At 36.8% G+C, this 19,866-nt stretch carries 22 protein-coding genes and 1 rRNA gene; 9 read left to right on the forward strand and 14 right to left on the reverse strand.

What is annotated here, in order from left to right; translation table 11 throughout:
* The first annotated feature begins 28 nt into the window (after positions 1-28).
* The 7 genes from putP (at position 29) to ACIP9W_RS15335 (ending at position 6,260) form a co-directional block, all read left to right on the forward strand.
* Positions 29-1,513 carry a sodium/proline symporter PutP gene (putP, locus tag ACIP9W_RS15305; protein WP_400791026.1) on the forward strand — a complete coding sequence of 495 codons (1,485 nt, stop codon included), beginning with the start codon at positions 29-31 and terminating at the stop codon, positions 1,511-1,513.
* A 245-nt stretch (positions 1,514-1,758) separates the two neighbouring features.
* On the forward strand, positions 1,759-2,811 hold the full coding sequence (desA, locus tag ACIP9W_RS15310) for a Delta(5) desaturase DesA (RefSeq protein WP_400791029.1): 1,053 nt from the start codon (positions 1,759-1,761) through the stop codon (positions 2,809-2,811).
* A 75-nt stretch (positions 2,812-2,886) separates the two neighbouring features.
* Complete coding sequence (locus ACIP9W_RS15315) at positions 2,887-4,023, forward strand: sensor histidine kinase (RefSeq protein WP_400791031.1); 1,137 nt, start codon at positions 2,887-2,889, stop codon at positions 4,021-4,023.
* A complete protein-coding gene (locus tag ACIP9W_RS15320) occupies positions 4,020-4,619 on the forward strand; it encodes a response regulator transcription factor (RefSeq protein WP_142538907.1) in 600 nt (199 codons plus the stop codon). Before ACIP9W_RS15315 ends, ACIP9W_RS15320 begins: the two co-directional genes overlap by 4 nt.
* A 104-nt stretch (positions 4,620-4,723) precedes the next feature.
* On the forward strand, positions 4,724-5,251 hold the full coding sequence (locus ACIP9W_RS15325; RefSeq protein ID WP_400791033.1) for an RNA polymerase sigma factor: 528 nt from the start codon (positions 4,724-4,726) through the stop codon (positions 5,249-5,251).
* 2 nt (positions 5,252-5,253) lie between these two features.
* A complete protein-coding gene (locus ACIP9W_RS15330) occupies positions 5,254-6,000 on the forward strand; it encodes a hypothetical protein (RefSeq protein ID WP_400791036.1) in 747 nt (248 codons plus the stop codon).
* Between the two features lie 71 nt (positions 6,001-6,071).
* On the forward strand, positions 6,072-6,260 hold the full coding sequence (locus tag ACIP9W_RS15335) for a CsbD family protein (protein ID WP_400791038.1): 189 nt from the start codon (positions 6,072-6,074) through the stop codon (positions 6,258-6,260).
* Positions 6,261-6,293: 33 nt separating this feature from the next.
* On the opposite strand, the gene ACIP9W_RS15340 is transcribed toward ACIP9W_RS15335, so the two are convergent.
* The 7 genes from ACIP9W_RS15340 to ACIP9W_RS15370 form a co-directional block, all read right to left on the reverse strand.
* Complete coding sequence (locus tag ACIP9W_RS15340; RefSeq protein WP_400791041.1) at positions 6,294-7,091, reverse strand: metallophosphoesterase; 798 nt, start codon at positions 7,089-7,091, stop codon at positions 6,294-6,296.
* A gap of 15 nt (positions 7,092-7,106) precedes the next feature.
* Positions 7,107-7,730, reverse strand: a complete 624-nt coding sequence (locus ACIP9W_RS15345) for an NAD(P)-dependent oxidoreductase (protein ID WP_400791043.1) — start codon at positions 7,728-7,730, stop codon at positions 7,107-7,109.
* A 109-nt stretch (positions 7,731-7,839) separates the two neighbouring features.
* Positions 7,840-8,091 (reverse strand): hypothetical protein, encoded by a 252-nt coding sequence (locus ACIP9W_RS15350; RefSeq protein ID WP_400791046.1) that lies wholly within the window; start codon positions 8,089-8,091, stop codon positions 7,840-7,842.
* A 90-nt stretch (positions 8,092-8,181) separates the two neighbouring features.
* Entirely contained in the window at positions 8,182-8,886 is a 705-nt protein-coding gene (locus ACIP9W_RS15355) for a CBS domain-containing protein (RefSeq protein ID WP_400791048.1), read from the reverse strand.
* A 23-nt stretch (positions 8,887-8,909) separates the two neighbouring features.
* Positions 8,910-9,692, reverse strand: coding sequence for an ABC transporter permease (locus tag ACIP9W_RS15360; RefSeq protein ID WP_400791051.1), 783 nt, complete (start codon positions 9,690-9,692; stop codon positions 8,910-8,912).
* Positions 9,685-10,590, reverse strand: coding sequence for an ABC transporter ATP-binding protein (locus ACIP9W_RS15365; protein ID WP_400791054.1), 906 nt, complete (start codon positions 10,588-10,590; stop codon positions 9,685-9,687). The genes ACIP9W_RS15360 and ACIP9W_RS15365 overlap by 8 nt, the downstream gene beginning before the upstream one ends.
* Positions 10,587-10,784 (reverse strand): PLDc N-terminal domain-containing protein, encoded by a 198-nt coding sequence (locus tag ACIP9W_RS15370; RefSeq protein ID WP_400791057.1) that lies wholly within the window; start codon positions 10,782-10,784, stop codon positions 10,587-10,589. Before ACIP9W_RS15370 ends, ACIP9W_RS15365 begins: the two co-directional genes overlap by 4 nt.
* A 203-nt stretch (positions 10,785-10,987) precedes the next feature.
* Between ACIP9W_RS15370 and ACIP9W_RS15375 the strand changes: the two genes are divergently transcribed.
* Positions 10,988-11,560, forward strand: coding sequence for a GNAT family N-acetyltransferase (locus ACIP9W_RS15375; protein ID WP_400791060.1), 573 nt, complete (start codon positions 10,988-10,990; stop codon positions 11,558-11,560).
* A 12-nt stretch (positions 11,561-11,572) separates the two neighbouring features.
* A complete protein-coding gene (locus tag ACIP9W_RS15380) occupies positions 11,573-12,475 on the forward strand; it encodes an EamA family transporter (protein WP_400791063.1) in 903 nt (300 codons plus the stop codon).
* A 53-nt stretch (positions 12,476-12,528) separates the two neighbouring features.
* Here the strand turns inward: ACIP9W_RS15380 and ACIP9W_RS15385 are convergent, their stop codons facing one another.
* The 7 genes from ACIP9W_RS15385 to rrf form a co-directional block, all read right to left on the reverse strand.
* A complete protein-coding gene (locus tag ACIP9W_RS15385) occupies positions 12,529-13,428 on the reverse strand; it encodes a phosphotransferase enzyme family protein (RefSeq protein WP_400791066.1) in 900 nt (299 codons plus the stop codon).
* A gap of 67 nt (positions 13,429-13,495) precedes the next feature.
* On the reverse strand, positions 13,496-14,788 hold the full coding sequence (locus tag ACIP9W_RS15390; RefSeq protein WP_400791069.1) for an alpha/beta hydrolase family protein: 1,293 nt from the start codon (positions 14,786-14,788) through the stop codon (positions 13,496-13,498).
* 102 nt (positions 14,789-14,890) lie between these two features.
* Positions 14,891-15,292 (reverse strand): hypothetical protein, encoded by a 402-nt coding sequence (locus tag ACIP9W_RS15395; RefSeq protein ID WP_400791071.1) that lies wholly within the window; start codon positions 15,290-15,292, stop codon positions 14,891-14,893.
* Positions 15,293-15,294: 2 nt separating this feature from the next.
* Complete coding sequence (locus ACIP9W_RS15400) at positions 15,295-17,259, reverse strand: MMPL family transporter (protein WP_400791074.1); 1,965 nt, start codon at positions 17,257-17,259, stop codon at positions 15,295-15,297.
* A gap of 74 nt (positions 17,260-17,333) precedes the next feature.
* Positions 17,334-18,701 carry a HAMP domain-containing sensor histidine kinase gene (locus ACIP9W_RS15405; protein WP_400791076.1) on the reverse strand — a complete coding sequence of 456 codons (1,368 nt, stop codon included), beginning with the start codon at positions 18,699-18,701 and terminating at the stop codon, positions 17,334-17,336.
* Entirely contained in the window at positions 18,698-19,375 is a 678-nt protein-coding gene (locus tag ACIP9W_RS15410; RefSeq protein WP_282242702.1) for a response regulator transcription factor, read from the reverse strand. Before ACIP9W_RS15410 ends, ACIP9W_RS15405 begins: the two co-directional genes overlap by 4 nt.
* 406 nt (positions 19,376-19,781) lie before the next feature.
* Positions 19,782-19,866, reverse strand: a 5S ribosomal RNA gene (rrf, locus tag ACIP9W_RS15415); the annotation flags it as partial.

The following is a 19,866-nucleotide window of genomic DNA, read 5'->3' on the forward strand; positions in this document are numbered from 1 at the left end:
GTATTATGTTTGTGGGAGGAGGATGTTTATGTCATCAGAAACTTATCAACTTACAGCCATAATAATTTATATGGTTGCAATGCTAGCTATAGGCTGGTATTCGTATAGAAAAACGTCCAACTTAACAGATTACATGCTTGGTGGTCGTTCACTAGGTCCTGCTGTTACTGCATTAAGTGCAGGCGCTGCAGATATGTCCGGTTGGTTACTAATGGGATTACCTGGAGCCATTTATCTTTCAGGTATGGGACAGGCGTGGATCGCAATTGGTCTTACAATTGGTGCTTATCTAAACTGGTTATTTGTTGCACCAAGACTGCGTGTATATACACAAGTATCTAATGATTCTATTACCATTCCAAGTTATTTGGAGAGTCGTTTGAAGCAGTCGTCTCGCTTATTACGAGTGGCATCCGGTATTATTATTTTGTTATTCTTCACGTTTTATGTATCTTCAGGAATGGTATCAGGTGGAGTTTTCTTTGAAAGCTCATTTGGCCTAGATTATCACACTGGTCTTTTAATTGTTTCAGGCGTAACTGTTGCCTATACATTGTTCGGAGGCTTCCTAGCAGTTAGTTACACAGATTTCCTTCAAGGTCTTCTAATGTTCCTTGCGTTAGTTTCTGTACCGATTGTGGGAGTATTTACAACAGGTGGTTTAGGTGAAACAATTGAATCTATTAAAGCTGTAAATCCAACGCATCTAAGTCTTTTTGCAGGAACATCCTTAGTCGGTGGAATTTCTGCCGTAGCTTGGGGACTGGGTTACTTTGGTCAACCGCATATTATCGTTCGCTTTATGGCAATCAGCTCTGTAAAAGAAACCAAACAAGCACGTCGTATCGGTATTGGTTGGATGATTCTAAGCCTGGGCGGAGCAATTGCTACTGCTTTAGTTGGAGTTGCTTACTATCAACAGAATCCAGGATTAAGTCTGGATAATCCAGAAACTGTATTCATCGCACTTGGACAAATAATATTCCATCCGTTCATTGCAGGTATTATGCTTGCAGCTATTTTAGCTGCTGTTATGAGTACAATTTCTTCACAATTAATCGTTACATCTTCTGCATTAATAGAAGATTTATACAAAGCAGTTATTAAAACAGATGCTCCAGATAAAACGTATGTACTCTATGGACGTATCGCTGTACTTTTAGTTTCACTAATCGCTTTAGTTGTTGCATGGGATCAAAATTCAACCATTTTAAAACTTGTTTCTTTTGCATGGGCAGGTTTTGGAGCAGCATTTGGTCCAATTATTTTACTAACACTTTACTGGAGAAAGATTACTTCAGCGGGTGCTTTAGCAGGTATGATAGTCGGAGCTATAACTGTATTAGTATGGGGCACGAATAAAGCACTTTCAGCTGCTTTGTATGAAATCGTTCCTGGGTTTATTTTAGCATTAATTGCTGCAGTAGTTGTCAGCTTAATGACGTATAAACCTAACCCTGAGATTGATAAAGAATTTGATGAAACAGTACGTTTATTAAAACGGGATCGATAATAAATAATAGAGGCTGACCGATTATATCGGTCAGTTTTTTTGTTGCTTTTAAACTAGCCTAGAGGAAATTTCTCGCTATTTTAGTTGTTAACCTATCTACCTCTAAGCTATAAGTTCTAATGAAATGTTTATACTTATTTCCCTATATGACACTTGTCATACTTAAGACTTGACGTTTATGTCTACTCCTAATAACAGCATACCTTTATAGTTAGGGTAATGATTCTCTTATAGGAGGAATACTAATGAGCAGAGAAAAAACACTTGAATTACGTAAAAATGTAAAACCATTTGAAAACTCTGAGTTGAAAAAGAGTATTGTTCAACTTATTAATACAATTCCACCATTTTTTATCCTTTGGTTTTTAGCCTATATGAGTTTAGATATTTCTGTTTGGCTAACAGTTGCTCTATCTATAATCGCTGGAGGTTTCGTTATTCGTGTTTTCATTATTTTTCATGACTGCACACACGGTTCTTTCTTTAAAAATAAAAAAGCAAACAATATTACTGGTACAATAACAGGAATTATTACGCTATTTGCCTATGAAAAGTGGAAACGTGAACATAATATCCATCACGCAACGAGCGGTAACTTAGATAAACGCGGTGTCGGTGATATATGGATGATGACTGTAGAAGAATATATTGAAGCCACTCCAATGAAGCGACTTTCTTACAGACTTTATCGAAATCCAATTGTTATGTTCGGTTTAGGACCAGCTTTACTATTTTTAGTAAGCAATCGAATTAATCGAAAAGATGCTCGACCAAAAGAGCGTAATAACACGTATCTGATTAATATTTCGGTAATTGTTATTTACTCTCTCATTATTTGGTTAATAGGTTGGCAGGCATTTGCGATTATTCAAGGAACGATTCTCTTTGTTGCTGGTTCACTAGGTATTTGGTTGTTTTATGTACAACACCAGTTTGAAGACTCGTATTTTGAAGATGAAGCCGATTGGGATTATGTAAAAGCTGCTGTTGAAGGAAGTTCTTATTATAAGTTACCAAAGGTTTTACAATGGGTAACTGGTAATATTGGCTTTCACCATGTGCATCATTTAAGTCCAAGAGTTCCTAACTATAACTTAGAAAAAGCACATGAATCGACTCCACCTTTACAGAAAGCAACAACGATCAATCTTCGGACTAGCTTACAATCTATCCGGTTCCGTTTGTTTGATGAAGCTAACAAAAACTTTGTAAGCTTTAAAGAAATTAAACACTTAATCAAACAACAGAAGCATTCCGCTATGCTACATGCTAAAAATGCAACAACCGAAGGAAAATAAGCCTTTAGCAAAAACCATTCCATTGTAACGAGGAATGGTTTTTCCTTTATAATAAAGAAAAGTGAGGTGTATTCGTTGCCAAAATGGTATCAGATTTTTCCAAAGTATCCTTGGTTAAGTATATACGCTTGGATTGTTTTTTGTATTTTTCCTTTCTTTTTTATTTTTAAATCAAGCACTCCAGTAGAAATTGTCATTGGATTAACTTTAACCATTTTATTTTTTATTGCTTACCGTCTATCATTTACTTCTACCGGCTGGATTTTATATGTATGTGTAGCTGTTGAAATAGCGATTAGTGTAACGATGACTCTACTTTTTGGTTATATTTATTTTTCTATCTTTTTATCTTTCTTTATTGGTCATATACAGCATAAAATCAGTTTTTTTATCATCTACAGCGTCCATATAGTGGCGATCATAGTAGCTGTTATTATTGGTTTCTTTATGCAAACAGAGCTTTTTCTATCCCATCTTCCTTTTCTAATTGCTTGTTTAATAGGAGTAATTTTATTGCCTTTCAATACGTATAACCGAAATAAGCGAGAAATGTTAGAAGGACAATTAGAAGATGCCCAGAAACGAATTGCTCAATTTACCATTATAGAAGAAAGAGAACGAATTGCGAGAGACTTACATGATACACTTGGACAAAAGCTATCGCTCATCGGGTTAAAAAGTGATTTGGCAAGTCGACTTATCGATAAAAATCCACAAGCGGCCAAAAACGAAATTAATGATATTAACCAAACAGCGCGCTCTGTTTTAAAAGAAGTACGGGATCTAGTCGCAAATATGCGAGGAAATAAACTCGAAGATGAACTTTTTCGAGTGAAGCAAATACTTCTCGCTGCGGAGATTTCCTGCAATGTAAGCGGAACATTAGAACTAAGAAATACCCCGTTACTTGTCGAAAATGTACTTAGCATGTGCTTAAAAGAAGCGGTCACAAATGTTGTGAAGCATAGCAATGCTACTTCATGTTCCATCTCGATTAAACAATCCAAAAAAGAAACATTACTCAAAGTGCACGATAACGGTGTAGGGCTCGATATGAAAACCGACTGGGCAAAAGGACATGGCCTTCGCGGTATAAAAGAAAGATTGGAGTTTGTGAATGGCAGTTTCGACATCCACAACAAAAACGGTACTACACTGAATATACGAGTGCCCATTGTGATTCAACAAATAGGACAGGAGGAACAAACATGATACGAATTGTCATTGCGGAAGATCAACGAATGGTACTAGGAGCTCTAGGTTCACTTTTAGATTTGGAAGAGGATATGGAAGTTGTCGGAAAAGCGAGTAATGGAGAAGAAGCCTTGAAGTTAATCGAAGAACTGCAACCTGATATTTGTATTATGGACATTGAGATGCCAGTCAAAAGTGGGCTAGATGCTGCCGAGCAACTGAAAGAAAGTAATTGTAAGGTTATTATTTTAACCACTTTTGCAAGATCTGGCTATTTTGAACGTGCACGAAAAGCTGGAGTAAGTGGTTATTTACTGAAAGATAGTCCGAGTGAAGAACTTGCAAATTCTATCCGTATTATTATGGATGGTCGCCGTATCTACGCACCTGAGCTGGTGGATATTGCTTACGAAGGCGAAAACCCTCTTACAGAGCGTGAAAGCCAGGTGCTGGAACTTATTGCGAATGGTAAAAATACAAAAGAAATTGCAAAAGAACTTTATATTACTACAGGTACGGTTCGCAACTATATTTCCGTTATTTTGGATAAGTTAGATGTAGGCAATCGTATTGAAGCGATCGCCAGATTTAAAGAAAAAGGTTGGTTTAAATAGTCATTTTCCCTGCTTAAAGTATTTACTTTAAGCTTTTTTTTATTTCCACTAAACTTTTAGCTTCCTTGAAGGGTATATATAAGTGAAAGGAGTGAACAAGTTACATGCATGAGGATATTTTGAAAGAGATTAAAAAAGGAAATAGAGATGCATTTCGTCATCTTTATGATGAATATGCAGGTTATGCAATACGAACAGCAAAAGCGATTACTCGTAACGACGAGCTTGCAAAAGATGCTGTGCAGGAAGCTTTTATTCGTGTATACCGTAATATATCTTCATACGATTCTACACTTTCTTTTGGTGCTTGGTTTTATCGAATTTTAGTCAATGAATGTAACCGACTTTTATCAAAGGAAAAAAAGACAGTAGCCATAGATACTTCGTTAATGGAGGGAAACCCACAACTAACAGAGCATTCTGAGGAAGGGGTTAGCGATTTGTATGGAATTATCCAGCACTTGGCTGACCTGTACCGGATACCACTATTACTAAAATATATAAAAGGATTCTCTGAAAAAGAAATTGCAGATATTCTGAATCTAAATCACAATACCGTAAAGTCAAGGCTCTTTAACGGAAGAAACTTGTTAAGAGAGCAACTCAGCCTGATGGAAATGGAGGGAAAGTAAATATGGACCATATGGATGAGCGAATTAAAAAAGAAATACTTGAACATACCGAGGATTCGATAGATCAGTTAAAAGACGATATTTGGAGCCATTTAGACCAAGAGCTTTTTCAAGAAAAAAGCAGAAGGGAGAAGAAAATGAGAAAGAAATCTAAAGTTATTCCAATCCTAATTACTGCTGCAGCTGCGGTAATGATATTATTTAGTACACAAACAGACACTGGAATGGCCTTCATTAAACAAATAAAAGACATATTCGTTCCAGAAAAAGAAATCATACAAAGCATTGAAGGTACAGAAGAACCAACAGATGTGGTTCTCCAAGAAGGCAAAGATGCAGAATACGTGATTTACATTGACGAAGAACGCTATAAACTTATAAACGAAGAAGACGCTGATATTATTACGACTAAAGAGCCTTTAGAAGAAAGATATCCAGAAGTTTCGATGAAGATTGAACAATTTAAAGACCGTACCCCTGAAGAGATTGTAGCTTCAAAAGAAACAGAGCTTGCCTCAGAATATTCCAAAGTGACTGCAACGGAGTCTGTAAGCGATCCGGTAGAAGGCTTTAAACTGCACGCGATTGATGGAGGTACCGAGTGGGATAGCCCGGTTACAAATGTATATGTAATTGACAATAAAAACGGTGGAAGCTTTGTTATCACAGAAAAATACTTCCTAGAAGCTGCAGAAGGTCATGGTGCAAGATTCTATGCGATGTTAAAGGAATTTAAAATTGTAGAATAAATTTATATAGTTTCATCCTTATTCCCCTTGGGTATATATCTAATAGAACCATAATTTGAGGAGGAATACACATGAGTGGATTATCAGACAAATTAAAAGGTACTGTAAACAAAGTCAAAGGTGAAGCTAAAGACCAAATTGGTAAAGCTACCGATGACATAAGGCTACAAGCTGAAGGTGAGCTTGATAAAGTAAAAGGTGAAGCCCAACATGAATTCGGCGAATTTAAAGAACGATTGGATAGAAAAGATAATAGATAATTACGGGTCCCCTACAAAACTGTAGGGGGTTTATTATGTAGCTTTTAATGTAACCACAACAATTTCCGGAGTATTAAACACCCTCACCGGAAAAACACTATTTCCCAGTCCCCTACTCACGATCATTTTCGTATCCTGCTCCTCATAAACACCTGCCGTATATTTCGGAAATAATCCTTGACCTGGTGCAGCTAACCCTCCTAATCCAGGTATACGAAATTGCCCTCCATGAGCATGACCTGAGAATACGAGATCTACTCCACTATCCACATAATCCTGAAACGTTTCTGGACGATGTGACAAAACTAATGTGTAGTCATCCATTTTGCCAAACTTGCTCAATGAATCCCCAACTGATACTCCATTCAATGGATCTTCAATTCCTACTATGCGCAAATGCTCTCCATCTTTTTCTATTATTGTTTCTTCATTTGATAATACGTGTACACCTAAATCACTCAATGCAGATTTAATATGATCTACATCATTCGTAGCAATTTCATGATTACCTGTCACATAATAAATAGGCGCAAGCGAAATAATTTGCCTCACCAACTCTAAGCTATTTTCCAAATCATATCGATTGCTATCTATTAAATCTCCTGTTAGAAAAATAAGATCGGGAGATGCATTTCTTACTTTTTGGGCTAGCTTTTCTTGATTTTCTCCAAATGTTGCATCATGTAAATCAGAAATTTGTACAATCTTCAAATCGTTAAATGCTGTTGGAATTCTTTCTGATTCTATTGTAATTTTAGTTGTTTTAATCCCATAATTCCCTATATATAAAGCAATTGCTATAACTATTAACCCTACTAACCATTTTTTCATTTATTTTCTCCTAAATTATTCGGGACTCATGATACCTACTCTATAACCAATATGTTTATTCTCGACTAATTCATTGTATGCAAATAAAGCTGTATCTCCTGTTGTCGTTCGAACCGCTCCAACTGGTAATCTATCTCTTTCGATTATATAAGCATTGGTTACATCACCGCTAGGCAAATATGTTGGGCAAACAATCGTCCAATCGAGCATGGTTGCACTTAACATATGGAATACTTGATGGTGTTCTTTTGCGGCAACTTTTGATCTCTGTTTGGATTCAGATGATTCATATCGCAGTAGCTCCGGCTCAATCCTACTGGCCAATATTCCCGCTGTTCCAATCGTTATTATACGACGGATATTCCGATTTTTCATCGTTGCAATAATATGTGTAATAGACTCTGTTAATACTGTCGTCTGGTCGGTCCCAAGGGCACTTATCACCGCATCTGCATTTTCTAATGCTCGTTCTATATCCACTCGGTTTCTTGCGTCCCCTTGTAGGACGGTCAACCTATCATGAGGTTGCACCTTCTCCAAATCTCTTACAAGTACTGTTACTTCTATATTGTTTTTCAATAGTAATACAAGAATGTCTTTTCCAACGCGTCCAGTAGCACCAAACAAAGTAATTTTCATTTCTGCTCACTCCTCACATGTAATTATAACAAAAAGAAAAAAGTATCCCTGTATAGAACTACAAAGATACTTTTTCATGTCGATTCATGTTATTTCCCGGGAAATATACTTAAAAAGAATTTGAAGAGAAAATTATTGCAAAAATAGCACCATAAAAAATGATAATAAGTACAATACTAATAGCCATCCAAATAAGTGATGCCCGAGCATAGTTGCGACGTTTGTCAGGACTTCCAAATCCCCAGATAAAGAGCATGACAATATTAACGATCGGTATAATCATAATAAGCATCGTAATAAGCCACTCGCCTACTGACATATCGCCAACCGGCTTCTGTTGAATATTTTCATACTGTTCCAAAATTAGTCCTCCCTTTCCTTTAATGTGTGACACTTCCATTTTACTCGAAAAAAGTAGAGAAAAGACGAATTTTGGAAAAGTTTTTCTTCATTATTTAATTTTCATCAAACTCATTGGTGTCACAATTCCAATCAGTTTGTTATTTGGCTTGCCATCTTCCGTGATTAACAGTGCTTCTAAACGACGTCCTCTCGTTACTGCTTCCTTGAAAATTTCCAATGCTTCATAAACAGACTCCTGCTTAGCGATGAACTGATGATTTTCTCTGTCATTTTCATGTGCAAGTATTTCCCCTAGAGTCGTTCGTGATCTAGAAAACTCTTTGGACTCGGCCATGCTAGCCATCCACATAGTAATTCCTACTGGTGTGATGAGCCCTTTAAACTGCGTACCATCGTATACGGGAAATTGGTTATACTTTTTGTCTTTAATTACTTTTAAGGCATAGCTCAGTGAATCCGTTTGCTGAAACATCGTTACATTCGTTCGGAACATGCTACCGACGGTGACTGGAGTCCTTAAAGCTGTTTCTATTTCCTCCATTTTTAAGACAACATCTTCATGTGGTTCTGCAATTGCAAATTCCATAGAGGTACGATTATGAATGATTGCATTCCGAAGATCACCGTATTCTCGCAAATCTGCTTCATATTTTCTTATTACTGCATTCTTTTTTTTTGCATAATCGATTAGTCGAAAAAATGCCATATGCTCCTGTGTTCCGATAACATCTTTCATTAGTTGGTCTATTCGATTATATGCTGTAACAAATCGATCAGAATTGTGAGTTGGCATTTTTTTCACCTCAAACTAGTTTTTTAAATTTTTGTCTTAGAAATATTTCTTTTAGCGAAATAAACTGCCCCAAATATCAATAAAACAATCAATAATAGAGTAATGATTAAACTCCATGTAAATGGTGTTTTATCTACGCTTCCACTTAATACATATCCCGCATACATAGGTATTTTCCAAGGAGAAATTGTCCAGTACGCTCCAAGCAAAGCATCAATAAACTGAAAAAATAAAACAAGTGCAAGAGATACAACCGAAGCAATTGCAGTAGAAAATGCCGCACTTGAGAACAAAACAACGCTAACAACAAATAAAAGCCAAACAATATACGTTCCAAGAAAACCTACAAACGCACCTGTATCCACCGGGCCAAATAGAATATTTGTATAATATAAATTTGCTAGCAAACCAAGTATGACACTGCCAATTACTAGTATGCACATCATACTAAACTTACTATACACATAGCTTGCATACGAAATCGGGCGAACATATAAAAATGTGGCATTTCCGTTCTTCCGTTCTCTTGAAATAATGCCTGCAAATCCAAGCGTGATTACAAGCATCCCAATAAACTGGTACTGACTGACCGTGGCCATGACGATTTGCTCAGGAGTGAACTCAGGAAATGGAAAAACAGTTCCTTCCGGCATATTTCCTACTGCGTTCAGTATTTGTGGTAAATAATAATTGGTTAAAGGCTCCGTAATACCAAACAACAAAAATACAAGGGGAATCCAAAGAATTTTAAAATTACGTACATTTTCTCGCCACTCTTTTTGAAATAATACTGAAAAATTATTCACCCTTATTCACCACCTGTAAAAAGATTTCTTCCAAACTAGCTGTTGCTCGCTCTACTTTTAACAAACTTAAATGGCTTTCCGCAAGTACACGCAGTACTTCGTTCATGACTGGTTTTTCCTCTTCTAAATGGATAAAAGCAATAGAATTTTCCTGTCTAGCTGGCCAAGGAGAAATTTCTACAAACTTTGCTGCTTCCTCAGTAGAAATGAAGTAAATCTTGTACATCGGATTTGCATATTTTTCTCGCACTTGCTGCATAGATCCCTGCTCCACTAATTTTCCTTTTCGTAAAAACACTAATTGATCGGTCATTTCCTCTGCGTCATTTAAAATATGAGTCGAATATAAAATGGTCGTTGTTTCTTGTAATTCTTTTAGTAAATTCATTATTTCTCTTCTACCAATTGGATCTAATGCAGATACCGGTTCATCTAATAGTAATAATGCTGGTTTATGAACGATCGCTTGAGCAAGGCCTAGTCGTTGTTTCATGCCCCCGGAAAATGTACCTGTTTTTTTGTTTTTCACATCTGCAAGACCTACAAACTCAAGTGTTTTTACCGCCTCCTGTTTTGCTATTTTGTGATCAACCCCACTTAACTTCGCTGCCATTTCTGTGAATTCAAGTGCCGTTAGCCAAGAATAAAACTTCGGATACTGTGGCAAGAATCCGATTACTTTTCGAATATCTTCTGTTACTTCTCCATCAAATACAATGGTTCCATTCGTTTGTTTTAATAATCCTGCAAGCATAGATAAAGTTGTTGTTTTCCCTGCTCCATTTGGTCCAATCAGTGCAGTCGATGTGTTTTTCAGTAACGAAAACGTTAGATCGTCCACCGCTTTTTCTTTTCCGTACTGTTTTGTTAAGCCTTGCATATGCAATAATGTTTTCATTCATTTCGTCTCCCTACAATGAAATAGATAATTGGTCCAATTAAATTTCCTAAAACAATGATCAGCGCCCACAACCATTTTGGCCCATTCGTGTTACTTACCTTGACTAAGTCGATAATGGCAACAAGCATTAGTATTAATTGAATAATTATAAACGGCAATATAAGCATCCACGGAATTGATTCGAAATCCATTTTAATTCCCCCTTTTATTTCACTTCCTCTATTCTACTACATATAGAACAAAAAAGTTTCAAAAATTTTTACTTTTTCTAAAATACCCAACCAAAGTCGATTTCCACATGCTTAAAGACTAACAGGACATTCTTCATTTCCTCTATCATAGGCGCTTCTGCTTTTGTTCTGTTATAATATTTCATTGGGAAGGTGGATGAACAATGAACATTTCTATTCGAAAAGCACGTAAAGAAGATGCTCCGGAAGCTGTTCCGCTAATTATGGAAGCTATTGGAGACATTGCTATGCAACTTACGGGGGAGACAGAGGAAGCAAAAGTTATTCAAGAATTTGAGCATTTGTTTACTCGTACAGATAATCGACATTCTTATTTATATACGTATGTTGCAGAAATGGAAGGATTAGTTGCTGGCGTGCTCGTGTTTTATTCAGCTGAGCAGGCTACTACTCTCGATGCAAATTTGGAAGAATATCTTTCTAATAAAAAGGGAGCTGCAGTTAAAATAGACCCCGAAACATTACCTGGGGAATGGTATGTAGATACGGTTGTAGTGAACCCTACTTATCGCGGTCAAGGTATTGGTACAAAGCTTTTAAATCATGCCGAGCAATTAGTAAAAAGCTTTGGTGGCGGCAAACTATCTTTAAATGTAGAAACAGAAAAATATGCCGCGATTAGCTTGTATAATCGACTGAGTTTTGATAATGTATGTCCTTGGACAATTATCGGTGAACCTTTTTATCATATGGTAAAAACAGTAAGACCCGATTAAAGGAGAAATTTTATGAAATCATGGATTTACCCACTGATGGTCGTTTTTGCGGCCAGCTCATATGGGACTTTGTCAACAATGGTGAAACTTGCAATTGGAGATGGCTATACAGCCTCTGAAGCCGTTGCGAGTCAATATATTGTAGGTTTTCTTTTAGCTTTAATTATTTATCTTGTAACACAACGAAAGCTGCCACGTTTATATGGTGGAGGTAAAATTATATTACTAGCAGGTATCTTTACTGGTTTGACAGGTATCGTTTATGGACAAGCGCTAATTTACTTGCCTGCTTCCCTGGCAGTCGTTATGCTATTTCAATTTACATGGATTGGCACGCTAATCGATTGTATTATCAGAAGAAGGTTGCCGACGAGACCTGAAGTTATTTCGCTTATTATTTTATTTGTCGGAACGATTTTAGCTGCTGGTGTTCTCGATGTCGATTTAAGTGGCATTGACTGGAGAGGTTGGGTGTACGGATTTGCAGCTGCAGTTTCGTTCTCTTTAAATATGAACGTCAACACGAAGCAAGTAGAAGGGATGAACACAACGACTCGTCTGCTATTTGTTTCGTTTATCGCGGCTGTGATGATTGCTATTTTCCAAAGCCCTGAAATTATGTGGAACGGGAAATTATTTACCGAATCCCTACTATTTTACGGACTAGCTCTTGGACTACTCGGCATTATCGTTCCCATTTACTTATTCGTAATTGCTGTTCCAAAAGTCGGAGGAGCAGTATCCTCTATATTAAGTGCAATGGAGTTGCCAGTAGCGGTCATTGTTTCAGTACTTGTTTTAAGCGAAGCATTGTCATGGCTACAAGTGCTAGGAATTATCGTTATTTTAGTTGGTATGTCTATTCCGACACTTGCTACCACATTGAAAAACAAAAAACGGCAAACTGCTTCATAAGTTATATAGGCAAAAAAGAGTCTAATTCAACTAGACTCTTTTTGTTTAACTTATTACACATAGATAGAAAAATCACTAATACCTGCATACGGTGTCTTGTTTCTAATCTTTTCTTCCAAATCTAGCAAAGTATAGCTTTGCCATTCCTCTAAATTGTTCTTGTCCCATCTCTGCATAAATAGTTGGTATAAATAGATCTCTCTCAGTTTCAGGAATATAGGAATTTGAGTTACAACGTCCTTATGAAGCAAATTTTCTGCTTGATAACCTCTAAAAAAATGGTTCATATATGTCTTGGAAAAAGCTTTTGCCTTTCCGTTGAAAGAGCTATGCTGCCAATATGCATGATAGAAGGCAACCGCTATATCTTGTGCATACCAATTGAATGCACAGTCATCAAAGTCAATCGTCGTAACAATACCATCCTTTGTCATAATTAAATTTCCTTGATGAAAATCATTATGAATCAGACCAAATACATTTTCTGTGCTATCAAACTCGCGTAAGCTTTCCATCAACTCGTCGTAACCATTTCTTAACCAAGAGGATAAATTTTCTCTTATACCAAATACATCCGTATTTTCAACTGTCCAAACAGGACGTTGCATTTCTTCTACTTTAAATCTTTTTGACAGAACATGCATCCTTCCTAAAGACTTTCCCCATTGTTCAAATACTTTTTCATTCCAATGGAATCCATTTGTCACATCGATCCTATCGCCCTTAATAAATTCGAAATATGTCCTTATCTGTCCGTCTTCCACTTCTAAATTCATTTCTGGCTTGGAAACGACAACTCCATGTTCGGAAAGGAAATTCACCCATTCAATTTCCTGTAAAATCATTTCCTTCGTTTTTCTTTCATTGGATATCCTTACTACTTTTTCTTCTTCCTCTAGATAAAAAATATCGTTATGAAACCCTCCATCTAGCCGGACCCACTTTTCTCTCATTCCATTTCCCCCTATAACAAAAACGCTGAAATCCTATAAGTTCAGCGTTTTTGATTGAAATCATCATTTATTTTACATGTACCTGTAAAAACTTGACTATACCGTCTATTAAACCTTTTGCTAACGGGAGATCTGGATTGGAATAAGTAGCGATATTGCCTTCTCGATCTGCAGGTGCTTCTTTCAATACATGATTCATTTTATCAACAATGAGCAAATCAGAGCCTTTCTTTGCTTCGTGTAATAGCTCTGCATCCTTTACCGGCACTTGAATATCTAATGTTCCGTTCACTAGCAGTATAGGTTTGTTTAACTTTTGTAGCTGTTCGGTAGGGTCATACTGTAACCAAGATATCATATAGGGTTGAACCGATGGACGGAATACACTTTGTAATTCCGGACTCACTGTTTTCACTTGCTCACCTTGTTTTAACTTTTCCAGAGTTTCAGTGGATTCTTGCAATAGGTTTGCTGGAAGCTGTACTTGGAGTTGTTCTAGAAGTACCTCATCAATAGGTCTTCCAGCACCAGCAATGGAAATGAACACATCCGCATCTGCAATTTGGCTAGCTACCATTCCAATTAAAGAACCTTCACTATGACCAATTATTCCTATCTTGGAAAAGCGAGCATCTTCTTTTGCAAGATGAATCCATGCGGCAGCATCATCAATATAATGATTGAATCGCAAATCTTCTTCCTTGCCCGCTAAACTCGCATTTTTCCCAACTCCACGCTTATCGTAGCGAATAGTTGCCACGCCTTCTTTCGCTAAATCTTCCGCAAGCATTTTTAAGCTATTATTTTTCCCTGGCAATGCAATGGAGTTTCCGTTACGATCGGTTGGACCAGAACCAGCAATAATGACCATAAGAGGGAAAGGTCCCTGCCCTTCAGGAATTTCTAGTTGGCCAGACATCATTCCACCCTCTACCTGCACTTCCACTAAACGATCTTCTTCTACTTCCTCTTCTTTACTTCCCTTCGTCAGTTCAAAAGGAAAAGTCTGCCCTTGCTGTGTAAAGGTTCCGGTAATCTTTTCTTGTTCAACTTTACCATCAAACGTTAACTTTTGACCTTGGATATTCATATCAAATAATATATCTGACTCATTTAATGTTACATTTGTTAATGGATAATCGTTTAGACCTTGTACTGGAATACTAATCATCCCTTTGTCCTCTTCGAATTCTACTGTGATTGGTAGTGGTTGATTGGGAATATTAATTGAACCGTCCCATACACCTTTTATATTTTCTAGCGACTCTATCTCTGACCCCTCCTCTTTTTCCTTACTACATGCAGTAAGTAACAAAAAGACCATTGCTACTAAAGAAAAAACAACGGCAAATTTCCTCATACAAACCCCTCCGCTATTGTTATACATATAGTATAACAATAGTGAGATAGAGAGTAAAGCTTGGGGAATTCCATTAAGATTAAAATAAAAAAGAAGCGCAGATTAAACCGCACTTCTACCTTTTTCTACTTTAAAAGTCACCAATACAAATATGGCAAAGCTAATTAATAAGATAGTTCCACCTACAATATACGCGATTAATGCAACTGCCTCATTCACATTAAATGGCTGTATAAACTGTAAATACATTCCTAATGTCAATCCAACCGCTCCAATAATAGCAGCCCAACTATGAACAGCTACTAGCTTAGGAGATTTAATCTTATACAATTTATAAAACAAACCATATACAAATAACGATAACCATCCTACTAGTAAAATATGTGCATGAATTGGACGTAACGCATAAGATCCTGCCCCTGCCATATGAGAACCTAGATAGGCCCCTAGTAACCCAAATAGTGCCCCTGCACGTATTAATCGTAAACTCCATCTTTCTTGCATCTTCATTTCCCCCTCTTTGTAATCGTTAATAAGGCTGGTAATAATAATGGTCGAACGATAAACGTATCTAATAGCACACCTACTGCGACAGCAAAACCAAATAATTTAAGCTCCATGACTGGCTGTGATACTAAAACAGCAAATGTAGCCGCAAGTATTAAACCTGCCGACGAGATAACACTGCCTGTTTTTTCAACCGCCTTCGCAATTGCTTCTAGTTCGCCATATTGTTTTCGCTCTTCTTTCAACCTACTCATTAACATGATGGAGTAATCTACCCCTAATGCTACTAAGAATACAAACGTATACAGTGGTATTCGATAACTAAAGGACTTATACTCAAAAAACACATCAAAAATCCAAGTAGAGAATCCTAAAGCGGCTCCGAATGATAACAAAATAGAAAACATCATCAACAACGATGCCCGAATCGATCTAGTTTGTAATGCAAGCATTAATCCAATGAGTACCGTCATTAAGCCCATTACGAGTAATCTATCTCTATTATTAATATCGCGGATATCTACTTGTTTCACTGTTTCTCCACTTACTAAAACATGTTGATCTTTCAGTTCATTTCTAATCGTTTCCACTTCATTCAAAGCTTCCTTGCTATAAGGATTTGCATTTAATATGATGGAAAACTGCGTATACTTATCGCTTTCTGAAGTCGATCGCCGCACTTGGCTTATAAGTGGTCTCTCTTCTAACTTCTCTTGAATACCCGTTGTTACTTTATCGTCTTTTGATTTTACTAAAATGGTCGTTGGTGCTATTTCCCCTTCTGAAAATGCTTCTCCTAGCTTTGTAAAACCTTCTCTGGAAGATAGTTCTTCTGGGAAAGATGCCAACAAATCATATGAATAGACGATTGTTGTTGCATGCCATGTGCCAATACCAAGTAGAAGGAGAATGGGTATTGCAACTTTCCATGGTTTTTTTGTGCTTACATTTCCCGCATTTGCCCAAAGCTTCGTTATTTTTTCTTTCTTTTTCGGTGTTTTCACAAGTGCAAACAACGCTGGCAATAAAGTAAGCCCCGCGATTAGCATGATGATTACTGCAATAGCAAATACTGGAGCAAAATTACGATACGGTTCATATATCGCAAACGCAAGTATTACTACTCCTGCTAAAATAGTACCACCACTAAATAGAATAGTTTCCTTAGTTTTAGATAATGCTACCTTCATATCTTGCTCTTCTTTATATCTCGCATATAACAAAAGTGAATAATCGGTAATGACCGCAAACAATAAAATCATCATAATTGATAACGCCTGGTTTTCAATTGTAATGGATGTAAACTTACCAGTAAGACCAATTAATCTATCCACTACTCCGTAAACAATTCCAGCTACAATCAGTGGAATGATTGCAAGGATGAATGAACGATAAATAACAATTAAAAGGATAAATATAATCGCTACTGTTGCTAAAAGCAAAACGATATCAGCCTGTGAAAACAGCTCGATTGTATCACTTGCTATACCAGCAGGCCCCGTGTAATAATTACTAAAACCAGCCGGGATAATGTTAGATACATTCTTTTTAATCTCTTTCACTTGCTCATGTATCTCTTTACTCTCTAATTGCCCTTCTAAAACTAGCGGAATAAAAAATGTTTTTTTATCCTCCGAGACAAACGAAGCACGATGTTCCAAAGGTATTTTTGAAAACTGTGGTATACCTGGGTAATTCTTCTCCATTAACGTGAGAATACTTTGGATTTCCTCATCTGTAGCCGCCTTGTCTTTTTCAAAAACTATTAGAAGAGGTATTCCCTCACTACTAGAGAAATTTTCTTTTACTATTTTATCAGCTTGAATGGATAAAGCTGTTTCTGGTAGACCTGCATTTTTGGATGTACTTGCAACTTCTTTACTTGATGGTGCAAGAAAAGAAAGTAATCCTACGATCACTAACCAACTCGTTAATGTTATAAGCCAAGTACGCTTGTTTTTCATTTCGCTACCCCCTTTAAGATTTCCTTACAGGGGTAACTATACATTTCGAAAGTGAACAGAAGATGAACAGATGATTACATCTTCTTTAGTTGGATACTGACCTTTGTTCCATGGGGTTCCACATTTTCAAATGCAAGCGTGCCATGATGCGATTGTATAACTTCCTTTACAATAGCAAGACCTAACCCGCTTCCCTCTACTTGTGTTGACCTTGCCTCGTCCTCGCGATAAAATCGTTCTGTCCATTGCCCATAATCTGTATCTTTGTTTCCAATACCAGTGTCCTGTATGATGACTTCTAAATATTCCGAATTTTCGTTCATCGAAATTTGTATTTCTCCCGGGGAATAATTGTATTTGACTGCATTAGAAATAAGGTTTTCCCAAGCGTACTCCAACATCTCTCTATCGCCAACTACCTCTACTTTTTTCAAATGCAATTGGATTGAAATACTTTTTTCATCTAGCAACCATCTAAATTTCAAGATAACTTGTTTTAGCTGCTCATCCAATTGAAATGGCTCTTTCTTCACTCTAGTATTTGCTTGATCGAAGGAAGTGAGCAATAATAACTGCTTCATTAAGCCCGATAAACGCATAGCCTCTTTTCGAATGATTTCTGCGTAATCTCCATTTAGCTCTTCATTTTCAAGTAAAGCTGCATATCCTTGTATATTTAATAGTGGTGTTTGAAAATCATGCGATACTCTAGCAATAAACTCTTTTTTATAGCGATCACTGGCTTCCAATTGCTTTACCATATTTCTGAAGCTATCTGCCAATTGACCAATTTCATCTCGTTGATTTACTAGAATAGGCACTTGGAAGTCTTCATTTGCAATCTTATTCGTGGCAACCGTAAGTTTTGTAAGAGGATCAATCATCCGCTTAGCAACGATCAACATAGCAATAATACTAATGATAATCATTGCACCAGCAAGACCGCCTAATAGTAAATGGATTTCATTAAATAGAAATTTTATATTGGGCCTTTGAAAAAATGCATACTTTTTCTGATCATATGTGAATGGAACTCCGACCGTATTAGTTAACTCGTTTGAAAAGTATCCCGTTATAAACGTCTCTTTCGGAAACTCACGCATCCCGTGATATATCTCACCATCTAAAACACTATTCACTATGGCATCAGGTATTTCACGAACTCTGAAATCACCACCATAGAACTGCTCTACGCCTTCTTCATCTACGATGTATATTTGATACCCCGCATCTCCCATCATCTGTAGAAGTGGCGTTATGCCGTCTAAATCAGACGATTCGATGTACTCTACCATGGAACTAGCTACTTCTACGTTTTTTTCATCATTTTTCTCTTTTAAATTTTGATGATAAAATGTATTTACAATCATAAAACCAATTGTCCCACTGGCAAACATAATAAGAAGTGTCATCCAAACAAATTTACTATATAAAGTTTTCATGTATGCATTCCTTCTAATTTATATCCAATCCCCCGAACCGTCTTAATCTGCACGTCAGTTTGAGTTTTAGCTAAACGTTCCCGTATCCGTTTGATATGTACACTTAATGTTTGTTCTTCCCCTTCAAAGTCGATTCCCCAAACAGCTTCGATTAATTGATCACGAGTGAATACTTGGTTTGGTTTTGAAGCAAGCTTTGACAGCAATTCAAATTCCTTTAAAGGTAAAACTAGTAATTCTTCTCCTATTTGCACCTCGAAGCTCTTTCTATTGATCAACATATTTCCTACTTGTATATTTGCATCACTTGTTTTATCGTATCTTCTTAATATTGCACGGATACGAAATAATAATTCTTTCGGTTCAAATGGTTTTACTAAATAATCATCTGATCCTGCTAAATATCCTTTTTCTTTATCTTCTAAGCCGCCTTTTGCTGTTAGTAATAGAACAGGAAAGTCATACTGCTCTCGAATAATTTTAGTTAAAGTCAAACCATCCATCTCTGGCATCATCACGTCCACTATTGCAAGGTCTGGCATTTCTTTTTCGATTAAAGCTAACCCTTCTTTTCCATTTCTGGCTTTCACAACTCTATATCCAGTGTTCGATAAAAAAATGGATATTAACTCTAATGTATGTATATCGTCATCTACTGCCAATATTACAACCATACTGGGGCCCCCTCTTATATCTATATAATGTCTAACCTAAAAATGCACGACAACATGCACATCTTAATACTTAATTTGTCTAATAGCAAGTAACAAAAGGGGAAAGAAGTGTACACTGAGATTTTCGCGACAGTCCGCGAAAATCATATAGATATCTCATGCGCTTATAATTCTTTGATATTTGCTGCTAAACAAACGCCTTGCGCTCGTATATCTTTGGTATCCGCTCCTAGCAGAAGTCAAGTACGGCAATTTCGGCAAGCTTTAAGACCTATTATCTCTATACTAAGTTCAATTTTAAAAATGACATTACGTATATTACTTGTACTAAGTTATCTACATGTATAGAGTTTTATTAAGCACAAAAAAGTCGTTACCGAATAAATCGGTAACGACTTTTATATTTGCCCAGCGACGTCCTACTCTCACAGGGGGAAACCCCCAACTACCATCGGCGCAAAAGAGCTTAACTTCCGTGTTCGGTATGGGAA

Origin of the sequence: Psychrobacillus sp. NPDC093180 (assembly GCF_044754065.1) — a bacterium.
GTDB lineage: Bacteria > Bacillota > Bacilli > Bacillales_A > Planococcaceae > Psychrobacillus.